The sequence below is a fragment of the Marinobacter sp. genome (assembly GCF_041595835.1).
Classification (GTDB): domain Bacteria; phylum Pseudomonadota; class Gammaproteobacteria; order Pseudomonadales; family Oleiphilaceae; genus Marinobacter.
Map to the genome: position 1 here is coordinate 1 of NZ_JBFHJO010000061.1, position 11533 is coordinate 11533.

The 11533-nt window shown below is 52.7% G+C and carries 12 protein-coding genes; 5 read left to right on the plus strand and 7 right to left on the minus strand.

What is annotated here, in order from left to right:
* Window positions 1-480, minus strand: a 480-nt coding sequence (locus ABYA77_RS13570; RefSeq protein ID WP_372966511.1) for an Ig-like domain-containing protein, incomplete at its 3' end; no start/stop codon positions are given.
* Window positions 438-1049 carry a hypothetical protein gene (locus ABYA77_RS13575; protein ID WP_372966512.1) on the minus strand — a complete coding sequence of 204 codons (612 nt, stop codon included), beginning with the start codon at window positions 1047-1049 and terminating at the stop codon, window positions 438-440. The genes ABYA77_RS13570 and ABYA77_RS13575, both read right to left, overlap by 43 nt.
* Before the next feature lie 451 nt (window positions 1050-1500).
* On the opposite strand from ABYA77_RS13575, the gene ABYA77_RS13580 reads away from it, so the two are divergent.
* The 5 genes from ABYA77_RS13580 to ABYA77_RS13600 all read left to right on the plus strand — a co-directional run bounded on the left by ABYA77_RS13580 (window position 1501) and on the right by ABYA77_RS13600 (window position 7024).
* Window positions 1501-2484, plus strand: coding sequence for a GGDEF domain-containing protein (locus tag ABYA77_RS13580; protein ID WP_372966513.1), 984 nt, complete (start codon window positions 1501-1503; stop codon window positions 2482-2484).
* Window positions 2485-2629: 145 nt separating this feature from the next.
* Entirely contained in the window at window positions 2630-4009 is a 1380-nt protein-coding gene (locus ABYA77_RS13585) for a diguanylate cyclase (RefSeq protein ID WP_372966514.1), read from the plus strand.
* Between the two features lie 199 nt (window positions 4010-4208).
* Window positions 4209-5318, plus strand: coding sequence for a hypothetical protein (locus ABYA77_RS13590; protein WP_372966515.1), 1110 nt, complete (start codon window positions 4209-4211; stop codon window positions 5316-5318).
* A 1-nt stretch (window position 5319) separates the two neighbouring features.
* Window positions 5320-6243, plus strand: coding sequence for a metal ABC transporter solute-binding protein, Zn/Mn family (locus tag ABYA77_RS13595; RefSeq protein WP_372966516.1), 924 nt, complete (start codon window positions 5320-5322; stop codon window positions 6241-6243).
* The gene (locus ABYA77_RS13600) at window positions 6230-7024 is read left to right on the plus strand and encodes a metal ABC transporter permease (RefSeq protein ID WP_372966517.1); all 795 of its coding nucleotides are present in this window, start codon (window positions 6230-6232) and stop codon (window positions 7022-7024) included. The genes ABYA77_RS13595 and ABYA77_RS13600 overlap by 14 nt, the downstream gene beginning before the upstream one ends.
* A gap of 40 nt (window positions 7025-7064) precedes the next feature.
* On the opposite strand, the gene ABYA77_RS13605 is transcribed toward ABYA77_RS13600, so the two are convergent.
* The 5 genes from ABYA77_RS13605 to ABYA77_RS13625 are packed head-to-tail and all read right to left on the minus strand — an operon-like array spanning window position 7065 to window position 11236.
* Window positions 7065-7838, minus strand: a complete 774-nt coding sequence (locus tag ABYA77_RS13605; RefSeq protein ID WP_372966518.1) for an SDR family NAD(P)-dependent oxidoreductase — start codon at window positions 7836-7838, stop codon at window positions 7065-7067.
* 2 nt (window positions 7839-7840) lie between these two features.
* The gene (locus ABYA77_RS13610; protein WP_372966519.1) at window positions 7841-9019 is read right to left on the minus strand and encodes an acyl-CoA dehydrogenase family protein; all 1179 of its coding nucleotides are present in this window, start codon (window positions 9017-9019) and stop codon (window positions 7841-7843) included.
* 38 nt (window positions 9020-9057) lie between these two features.
* Window positions 9058-9789 carry a histidine phosphatase family protein gene (locus ABYA77_RS13615; protein WP_372966520.1) on the minus strand — a complete coding sequence of 244 codons (732 nt, stop codon included), beginning with the start codon at window positions 9787-9789 and terminating at the stop codon, window positions 9058-9060.
* A complete protein-coding gene (locus tag ABYA77_RS13620; RefSeq protein ID WP_372966521.1) occupies window positions 9789-10175 on the minus strand; it encodes a DUF6285 domain-containing protein in 387 nt (128 codons plus the stop codon). Before ABYA77_RS13620 ends, ABYA77_RS13615 begins: the two co-directional genes overlap by 1 nt.
* Window positions 10172-11236, minus strand: a complete 1065-nt coding sequence (locus ABYA77_RS13625; RefSeq protein WP_372966522.1) for a phosphotransferase family protein — start codon at window positions 11234-11236, stop codon at window positions 10172-10174. Before ABYA77_RS13625 ends, ABYA77_RS13620 begins: the two co-directional genes overlap by 4 nt.
* Window positions 11237-11533 lie beyond the last annotated feature (297 nt).

Genomic DNA, 11533 nt, shown 5'->3' on the forward strand with positions numbered 1-11533 from the left:
CAGCACGAAATCACCTTGCAGCCGAATACTGTAATCCGATTCATAATCGAGGGGTGTAGACGGCCTTATGACCAGAGTATTAAAGCGCACAGACACTTCGTTACTGTATTTAAAGTAGGTCTGTACAGGATAACCATCTCGGTAAAGGATCATCGCCCCTTCGTCAGATAGGGTAATTCCTTCATCGAAGGTGAGCTCGATCCGAGTATCAGTATTAACGCCAACCAACCCATTTTCAGGTGTAAGCCTGACCAATGCCGGAGCGGTATTATCAGGCTGAGCAACACCGAGCTGAATATAAGCGCCCTGAAACTGTTGTTCTTCCGGATCCAGATCCTTGGAAATCTTCGTTTGCCCGTCCCAAACGGTATCGCCGTTGTCGAGCAGCAACTGCACCATCGTTTCCGGCTGTTCAGGGTGCGGTTCTACGACGGTTTCTATACTACCCTGACTGCCTGCGGCGCACGAAACCCTAACCACAAGGTGCTACCATCGTGACTGACGGAGGCTCCCTCTATCGAGAAACCGGCCACATTTTCCGGCGCAAGACCTCCTGACGCGCTATCTGCAAATCCATAATTGTCACCATTCTGCTGATCCCAGGAAATCAGGTCCTGTTCCAGAAAAGAATAAGTCCCGAGGTGCGTAAATTCTGCATCGACACCAGTGCCACTGACCTGAACAGCAACAAGATGGCCACGATCACTGACAGCCTCACCACCATCCTTTTTGTTACTATGAGAGCCAACGACAAGAATCTTATCAGTATCAAATCGGGTCAGCGCCTCAGCATCCAGTTCCTTAGAGAGCCCCGTCACGTCACTGAAGTTCCACTCTTTCACTGCAGCAACAGAGGAATCGGTATTACCCCCCCGCCGATATACCCGCAAAAGATTCTCTTCATCGTCTGCGACGATCATATAGTCGCTGTCCAACGCAACCGCACCAGACGCATCTGAACTGCCGTAGCGTTCTTCCATAACTGCCAGACTACTGAGGTCAGCCACGGCGGGGTATGCACTGTAAGTCAACATAACCGCGGGTGCCAAAGCTGGAAGCTCCTGACTGGACGAACCCTTAGCATCTGGAGAATTAACCGTTTGATGAGTGTCATTTGAGTCGCTGCTGAGACAGCCTGTCAGCATCGCCGCGACAGCAGTGGAAAGGATGATATGTTTAAGTAGTGAATGATCCATACAAGCCTCGATGTGAATGAGCGAGGCATGGTAAATAAGGAATATGTCAGTTTGATGAGATGCAGAAGTCATCACAGCTAATAATAAAAGGGGGGGGGGAGACTTAACCAACCCCAACTGTCAAATGTTGTGTTAGGGGTTTCGCGCGGGCGGCTTTCACGCCATAGTTGCACTTATTTTGATCAAGGCATGAGATTTCAAGCGGAAGCGACAACTCGTTTTACCATTTAAAGCCTGAAGGACATGAATCATCGTGAATAACGTTCCCGCACGAATCCGGAGGCCGCCTTTTTGGAAGGTGGCGATGCGGTGTACCCAGATTGCCGGCTCCGTAGACGTTGCCTTTTTTTTCATTTTCCTGACTCTCGCTTCGCCAATTCTCGCCTGGGTGAATATCGTAAGTGTCGGCATGTATACCGGCGCCTATATTGCACTGAAACACAAACAAAACCGGCTGGCCGCCTGGTTAATCTGGACCGAGGTGATTATCCATGCGGCTCTCGGTATCGTTTTGATAGGCTGGGACAGTGGCTTTCACTACTACTTGCTGATGTTTATTCCCGCTATCTGCCTTTCTGCGCCGCGAAAATGGACATTCCCGGGCTTGCTCATGCTTTGGGTTTATTACGTTGGCCTGAATATCCTGGCGCGGTTTTTCCAGCCTCTCCAGCCAATTCCTGATACTCCGCTGTACTTGGTCCATCTCTTTAATCTGACGGTCGTTTTCGCCATGTTCAGTTATCTGACGGTGTTCTACCTGGGCGTGGTCCTCTCCGCACAGAAGCGGTTACACAGCGTGGCTATTACGGACTCCCTGACCGGGTTATTGAATCGTCGGCAAATGCAATATCTTCTGGATCAGGAAATTGAGCGTTTTAAACGCTCAGGCCAGCCCGTCAGCCTGATGTTGATGGATCTGGATCATTTCAAACAGATCAACGATACCTGCGGGCATGACTACGGAGACAAAATTCTCCGCGCTTTTGCAGATATCCTTCAAAAAGGCGTTAGAAGTCAGGATTTTGTGTCGCGCTGGGGCGGCGAAGAATTTTTGGTGGTTATGCCTCAAAGTTCGCTGGCTGACACAATACAAACCGCTGAACGCCTGCGTGCGGCAATGGAATCCTATGATGAGCTTAAAACCGTCGAACAGGCGCCTAAAGTGACCGTGAGCATCGGTGTTACGATGCTGCAGCCTGGCGATGATGCCGCACGAATTATCGGCAGAGCGGATCGGGCCATGTACCGAAGCAAAGAGCTGGGCCGGAATCAGGTAACCGCTGCTTAGATGTACCGGACCACCATCAGGCATACTTCCTAGGGAAGATACCTATATCCCGGCACATCACTGAGCCTAGAATGTCTCTCTTGCCAAATCGCCTTTAAAATCTGTAAATCTACGTCAAAAACATCACTCATTCTGCTACGACTCCATGCCCCACTTATCTCTGACAGACCTATCAAACGAATGGCTTTCGCTAAACGAAAGGTTCCCATCCGACACACATCAGTTCGTGCTTACTTTTTTTCAGAACAATGCAAAGATGCTATCAGAACGCTTCTATGAAGCCATGCTATCGGATTCTGGAGCATCAAAATTTTTGTCCAATGAAGACGTGAGTCAACGGCTTGGATCTTCGATGCAGCGCTGGCTGTCAGGGCTGTTCGCGTCATTCGATCAGGACGCCATTAAACGGCTGATTGCCGAACAGCGAAAAATCGGCGAGGTGCACGCCAGAATTGATCTGCCCCTTCACCTTGTTCTGCGGGGAGCTCGCTGCCTGAAAGACAGCTTCGCCAGCCTTGTCAAAAATGAGGCTTTGTCGGGTGAACAACGTATACAGGCAATGCGATTTGTATCTGACACCATCGATCTTACGATGGAAATCATGGGGCAGGCCTACTCAATCTCCCATGACAGAAACTCGCGTGCGGAGGAAGCCTACCGACTTTTCGCCATCACCCAGAACATCGCAAATGAAAAAGATCAGCAACGTGCAGCCGTGCTTCACTGGGAAAACCAGTTAATGTTCGATCAGGCTGTGGGTAAAAAAGGAACTGAACTGCCTCGTATTCAAGCTTCTGATTTCGGGCTCTGGTTTCGGCATAAAGGTGTTCATGCCTTTGAAGGTTCAGCAGAATCAACGGCAATACTTGACGTAATGGACAGCATCGACAACGTCCTTCTACCTCTTCTTGGAACCGATATCGAAGACGCTGAGAGCCCCGTTCAGCGCATTTCCTTACTGCATGACTTAAGAGACAAAGTCCGGAGTATTCTGTTTAACCTGGACAGCCTGTTCGAACAGAACAATGAGCTGGAGTCTGGCCGGGATGTACTCACACGCCTGCTTAACCGAAAATTCTTGCCCGTCGTTCTCACCCGGCAAATTGACCAGGCCCGGCGCCAGAAAACCTCTTTTGCGGTGATGGTTCTGGATATTGACCACTTCAAACAGGTAAACGACACATACGGACATCAGGCCGGTGATGCTGTCTTGCAGCAACTTGCTCTGATTCTCGTGAACAACAGCCGATCAGGTGATTATCTTTTCCGGTTGGGCGGTGAAGAATTCTTGCTGATTGCTGTCGATATGGAAAAAAGCCAGATTAAACGGCTAGCCGATAAGCTTCGGGAGAGTGTGGCCCGAGAGACATTCCGACTACCCGAGGGGAAAACGCTCAATGTAACGATCAGTGCAGGCGTAGCGTGTTTTGATAACCACCCCGACCACCAACGGTTGATCCGGAAAGCCGACGACGCTCTCTACCAAGCCAAAAGCTCGGGACGCAATCGTGTCGTCATCGCCTGAATAGGCGGCAGAGGCCAGACAGATAGCTTTTAAGCCAAAGCCGCTTTACATCAAAAATGTTATAACATAACATCTTAGGCTTCGAATAGTACGACCAACCCCAGACACTTGCCGTTAACCGTGCCCCCTCATAACCGGGCACTTACCGGCATTACTCTGGCCTTCAAACTGTAATGTTATAACATAGATTGGTGTTTCCATGTTTAATCGAAGTACCCCTATCGCACTGATTCCTCTCCTGTTTTTCGCCGCTGAAACGGCCGCCAATGAACTGAACCCGGATGTCAGCGTAACGCTGGACGGGTATTACAAACAGAACAACACCGCCTTATCGCACCGTGAAGAAGGCTTTGGCCTCGGCCATACCGAGCTGTCCCTGTCTTCTCCGATAGACGATCTTTTCTCGGGCCGGCTGACGGCAGTATTCGAGGAACATGATGGCGAAAGCGAAGTGCTGATTGAAGAAGCTTATTTACAAACCAACGGCTTACCTGCCGGTCTGAACATTCGCGCCGGCCGGTTCCTTTCTCAGGTGGGCTACCTTAACGGCAGACACATGCATGAGGACGACTTCGTTGAACGGCCCGCCGTGTACCGTGCCCTGTTAGGCAGTCATTATTACGACACCGGTGTACGCCTGAACGCCGTTCTGCCAACACCTTTTTTCTGGCAAGTGGGTGCTGAAGCCTTCAGTGGTGATCAGCTTTCAGAAGGGGAGGAAGACATTGGCGTTTATACATTAAATACCAAGATCGGTGGTGACTTGTCTGCTGCCCAGAGCTGGCAGGCCGGGTTGTCTTATCTGCATAACCGGCAAATCACCTCTGAAGACCACGACCACGGCCATGACCATGACCATGAAGAAGATGGTCACAGCCATGGCGCATCCTATACCGGTGAAAATCTTTACATTGCCGATGCAGTCTGGAAATGGGCACCCAACGGTAATGCCCGTGAACAACAGGTCACGTTCAGCGGGGAATACCTCTACGCCGATGACCTGAACGAATACGCCACCTCGGGTGACTATCACAAAGGCTGGTACGTGTCTGGCGTTTATCAGTTTGCCCCACAATGGTCGGCAGGTGTTCGATACGGCGAGGTTGATCTTCAGCTTGCCCACAACGACCATTTCCACGCTCAAAGCCTGGAAGAAACCGATGTCATGCTGGCTTGGTCCCGGTCGCACTTCTCCACAGTCCGGTTGCAGTATACCCATCAGTCAGGTGACGGGTTCGATGATGCGGATAATACAGTGATGGTGCAGTACGTCATGTCACTGGGTGCACACGGAGCTCACGGCTACTGATATGCGCTACGCACGTTGGCTGTACATTTCTCTTCTGCTTGGGCTGGCTTCCCTGCCGGCCCGGGCCGACTTCAGGGTATTTGCCTGTGAGCCGGAGTGGACGGTCCTGGCTCAACAGCTGATGCCGGACGCTCAACTGACAACGGCCACCAGCTACCTGCAAGACCCTCACTACATAGAGGCCCGGCCCAGCCTGATCTCTGCCGTGAGGACAGCCGATCTTGTTGTCTGTACAGGAGCATCGCTGGAGGCGGGCTGGCTACCAACTCTGCTCCAACGAGCAGCCAACCCAGGGGTTCAGCCGGGCAAGCCCGGACTGTTCTACGCTGCCGACCATGCCCGTTTGCACGTGCCCCATGACCATGTGGACCGCAGCATGGGCGATGTGCACCCGGAGGGGAACCCTCATATGCACCTTGCGCCAGACGAGCTGCCGAAAGTTGCCAGAGCGCTGGCCGAACGCATGGGAGACCTGAGGCCAGAGGCTGCTGCCGATATCATGGCACGGTATATAAAATGGCGGGGCCAATGGAACCAGATGCGGGCAAACTGGCAGAGGCAAGCGGCTGAACTTCAAGGGCATTCGGTTATTATCCAGCACACAAACTTCAGCTACCTGCTGAGGTGGCTTGGTGTTGAGGCCACCATTGACCTGGAACCCAAACCGGGGCTGCCGCCAAGCTCCAGTCATCTGAGCAAGTTGCTGACAGAACCAGGATTAGCCAGCGCAGATGTGATTCTGATTGCCAGCCACCAGAACCCAAAACCGGCAGAATGGCTCGCTCAGCGAACCAGAAAACCAGTGATTGTGGTGCCCGGAACAGTAACCAACGAACCGCCCACCGACACGCTGGCAGGCCTGATTTCAACCATTATCAACCACCTTGAAGAACAGATCACTGAGGCCTCTGATGGCAGCCTATGAGTGGATGCTTTTGCCGGTTCTGGCGAGTGCATTACTCTGCTTTCTGCTGGTGCCGCTAGGGTATCAGGTGATCGCCCGAGGTGTAATCTTCGCGGATCTGGCGATCGCCCAATGGGCGGCGCTGGGCTCTCTGGCGGGACTTTACCTTCTGCCAGGCCACACACTGGCCGGAACGCCAGTCAGCAGCCTGCTGTTTGCCCTGCTCGCGGCCCTGGCTGTCCACCTTATTGTCAAAAGGCTCGACGTAGCAAAAGAAGCCTGGATTGGCATTCTCTATGTGCTGGGGGCCAGCCTTGCCGTATTGATGGTTAGTGGTGACCCACACGGAGCACAGGCTCTGCAACGGGCAGCTTCCGGCGACCTGTTATGGGCAAACCGGAAACTGGTCACGGCTTCAGCCATCCTGACGGCGACGGTCTGGTTGCTTGGGAGATGGTGGCCAGGCTGGGTTTCCAGCGCCGCGTTTATGTCGGTTTTTGCCATCGCTGTGACCTACTCGGTCTCTCTGGCCGGCATTTACGTCGTGTTCGCCACACTCATTATCACACCTTTGGTTCTGGGTGCTCTTCGTAACCAGGCGCCTTTTTCAGCCGCCATTTGCGCGATTCTCGGGCACTTTTCGGCCATCGTATACTCCGTTATTTCGGACGTACCCGTGGGGCCGGCGATTGTGGTGTCCACGTTAATCGTGGCGCTGCTTTGGCTGGCAGTCTCATGCGGGTTCTCTGACCGGTTTCGCCCGAAGGCAGACCTCACAGATTCCCTGCCGCCATCCGGGTGAGATTTCAGAGCCCGCATATATCTGCGGGCTCATATGAACATCATAAACCGGAACAAGCATGCCCGTTATCAACCACAATCTCTGAGCCCGTCATCGCTTTCCCAGCATCAGACGCCAGAAGCAAAAGAGCCCCATCCAGATCTGCTACCTGGCAGAACTCGCGTGCCGGGATCCGTTTTTTCAACCGTTCACCCGCCTCACTCTGAAGAAAGTCCTGATTGATTTCCGTCATGACATAACCCGGAGCCAGTGCATTCACACGAATCTTATATCGGGCCAATTCCAGAGCCATCGATCGCGTCAGGTGGGCCAAACCTGCCTTGGCAGCGCAATATGGCCCCACTGCACCCGCTAAGCGCGTGGCCAGAATGGAGGTAACGTTAACAATGCTGCCACCGCCGGTCTCGGCCATACGGCGAGCACTTTCCTGAGCCACAATCCAGGCACCCTTCAGATTGGTTTGCACAATGGCATCCCAGTCATCATCGGTGTAGTCCAGCACGGCTTTGGTATCGCTTACCCCGGCGTTGTTCACCACAACATCGAGCCCGCCAAAACGACTGCAAATCCCATCAAGGCAAGAGACGACAGACTCCCGTGATGTCACATCCAGAGCCATGGCGGTTGCACTTCCCCCGTTTTGGTGAATATCCGCCACCAAATCGTCAAGGCGATCTACCCGACGCGCCCCTACAACAACCTGAGCACCGGCCTTTGCCATTGTGTGAGCAAAATGACGCCCCAGTCCGCTAGACGCACCGGTAATCAGCACTCGCTTTCCGGCCACGCTGAAAAGATCATTGATATTCGCCATGCTTATCTCTTTGTGTTGTCAGAATCACGAGCAAGAATTTTCTTAGCCAGGCTCATTCGATGAACCTCGTTCGGGCCATCGTATATCCGGAAACCACGAGCATCCTTGAATATCCGCTCAACGATGCTCTCTCCGGAGACGCCCTGCCCACCAAGAATCTGAACACTTCGGTCAATCACTCGCCAGATACCTTCGGAGCTAATGACCTTGGCCATGCTGGATTCCTGATTTGCCCGTTCACCCCGGTCTAATACCTGGGCGCAATGCATGATGGCCAACCGAGTCGTCAATATATCCATCTCATTGTCCGCCAGCATGAAACCAACCCCTTGGTGTTCACCCAGGCGTTTGCCAAACGACTCCCGGGTTCGCGCATAGTGACACGCTTCATCATGAGCACGCTGAGCCGCACCAAGCCAACGCATACAGTGAGTCAGGCGGGCGGGAGCCAAACGGACTTGCGCATACCGGAACCCTTTACCCAACTCACCAAGAATATCTGTTGCAGGCACTCTGAGATTCTCAAACCGAACAACGCCGTGTCCGCCTGTAAAACACGAATCCATTACATCCATCAGGCGTTCTACAATAAATCCCGGGCGATCCGTATCGGACAAAAACATGGTTGCGTTGCCGTCTTCCGTTCTGGCCATAATGATCGCAAAATGGGCACCTTCGGCACCGGTAATGAACCACTTTTCCCCGTTAATCACATAATCGTCACCATCACGAACGGCCGTGGTTCGTAACATTGACGGGTCTGAACCTGCGCCGGGCGAAGGCTCAGTCATCGCAAAGCAGGAGCGGATTTTTCCTTCTACCATGGGCCGGAGCCAGCGTTCTTTTTGCTCGTCGGAGGCAACAACATCCATTAGATGAATATTTCCCTCATCCGGCGCATGAATGTTCATTGCGGTGGGCCCCAGAGGCGAATACCCTGCTTCCTCAAAAATCACAGCCTTCGCAACATGAGAAAGGCCCGCGCCACCCATTTCGGTAGAAGCATGAGGAGTGAGTAATCCATGTTCACGAGCTTTGGCTAACAACTCATCACGCAGTTCTTCGGTCGGACCATGGACAGTCTGACGCGGATCTGACTCCATTGGCATCACTTCTTCGCGAATGAAGCGGCGAACCTGAGACTGCATTTTCCGGATATCATCACTTACTTCGATAGTCATATTATTTTCCTGATCAATAGCATTTATTTGAATTAGTTCTACTGACTGCACATCTGCAACATAGACTGAGTTATTCGCTCCATAACCGTTAGCCGTTCTCCCGACTTCGTAGGGTTGTACGGGGTGTAGTTAAGAAGACGCAAATAGGCTGTAACCGGGCGGCATTCCTCTGAGCAGTCTATATCGACGATATTGATACAGGCTGGGTCCTGCTCCAGAAACGGCAGGGCTGACAAGTCACCATTGACCAGCCACGAAATCAAAACCCGGTTAACTGCATCGTGACTGGCAATCACTGCGCTCTGCCAATCAGAATCCGCCAAAAACGTCTGAAACCAATCTAAAACCCGCGCACTGAAATCATCCCAGCGCTCACCTCTTAAAAAACCAGAGCCTTTGTTCTGAGACCAGTGATAAGCGCCAGAGACTTCAGACTCATAGGCCTCCAGCGGCATCAGACTGAGACGCCCCGCTCGCACTTCCCGAAGTGCCGGGGTCGCTTCAATAGAGCCAGCCGAAGCCCCACCAGAAAGAATCATCTCAAGCGTCTGAACCGCTCTGGGATAATCCGAACTGATGGCTCGATCAAATGTCTCGGTTTGAAGGAGTTTTCCAAGAGCTCTCACCTGAGCTTCCCCGTCTTCCGAAAGCCGCACGGATCGCGGGTCCAGAGGACGCCCCGTATCATCAAAATAATTCACCTGACCATGACGGACGAGGTACAGACGGCGACGCCCAGCTCCATCCGGCTTGCCCGGGTTTGATGACATCAGTTTGTCCCTCCCGTAGCGCGGGCAACTTTTGGATTACTGATCATCAAGGCGTTGCTGACGGCTTGCTGCAAACTACTTTGCAATCTCTGCTGTTGTTCCGGCGCATCAAATGCACCGGAGCGTATGGCCTTCGCCAGGGCCCGCCGTGCCTCCTCTTGCGTGCCGGATGCCACAGCCTCAGACTCCGGCAACAACCCTGAAAGTAAGGCGATCTCATCCTTACGAACGTGTTCTCCTTGCTTCGCCTCCCGCGCCGCGATCCCCATGGCACTGGCGATCATCCTCATTTCATAACGCAAGCTCTCAGGAACAGACGGAAAAACTTCATTCATCAACGTTTCACGAGCGGCAGCAAGCAGCTCTGGTGCATCAGGATGATTCATGATGACTCCCCCGTTAATTGCAAAATGTTGTATTCAATCTCTGGCACCAGCCGCCCCGTCAGCGCAAGCTCCAGGGAATTCTGCTTCCCGGATAAATGTCGTTCGGCCTGTTGTACCGCTACAATGGCCCAGCGCACATGCGCCATCACCTGCCAATAGCGCAGCTCTTCCGCCGAGATCTCGCGAGGACAGATTTCTGAATAACCGGCCATGACATCGCTCAGATTGCCGATACCACCAGCTACGTTCTCGTTATTGCCAAAACGCCAGCACTTTGCGCTTAACCAGCCGATGTCCTCGCGCCAGTCACCCCACGCGGTAAACTCCCAGTCGAGCACCCCTGACACGGATCCGTTATCCACCATAAAATTACCTGTGCGGAAATCACGATGTATGAGACAGGGCTCAGCAGGTTCAGGTTTGTTGAGACGAAGCCACCTCAACCCCCACTCGATAACCGGAAACGCCCACGGCAGCTCATCAAGAAACGCCAGATACTGGTCTATAACTGACTGAGCGGGATCTGCCGCCGGAGCTGGTAAGAAAGCGAGCGCTTCAACAGGTGGTTTTATAGAGTGCAGTCTGGCGAGATTCCGCCCGAGCTCTCGGCAAAGCCCAGGGCGGTCAGGCACCAGCGTGTCGTCTTTTACCAGGCGATGGCCGGCAGCGGTTCCGCCCACCGCCTGCATGACAAAGAACTCCCGGCCAATAACATCCAGATCTTTACAGAGCCAGAACGGGGTTGGCACCTCAACACCCGCTTCATGCACCGTTTTCAGCACCGCGTACTCATCGGCACGGGACATACTGACATCGACCGCAGACTGAGCATCTGTTCTCAATACCCATCGGTGGTTTCCAGCTTTTGCCCCTTTTGTTACCTCAACATCCAGCAGCCAGTTTTCCTGAATGGCTCCTCCGGAAAGTCGCTGCATGCTGGAGATCCTTACCTCACTTCCCGACAAGACATCAGACAAGTAGCGCTCCAACCTTTCCTGCCAGCCCCAGCAGTCTCCCGCGATACGAGACAGTGAACTTGAGTCACTTTGTGCAATACCCATTAGATACTCTCTTTTTGAAGCAATGATTCCATGATTTTCAGTTCCATAGCCGACTGATCAGCAAACTCTGGGCCAACAAGGAAAACTAGAATTAATACCAATAAAATCAATATGATAAGATTTGAAGGGAATATCAGGGATGGAAAGAAGCCTCGAAGCTTCTCAACCATGAAACATAGAATTTCACTTTTGAAATGCAGCTGTCGCAGCTACGATAGGCCATATATCCCTATAAAAAAGAAGTCGCCATGTCCTCAGAACATCGTAAACCTCGCATCACTGCCCTGATCAGCCACC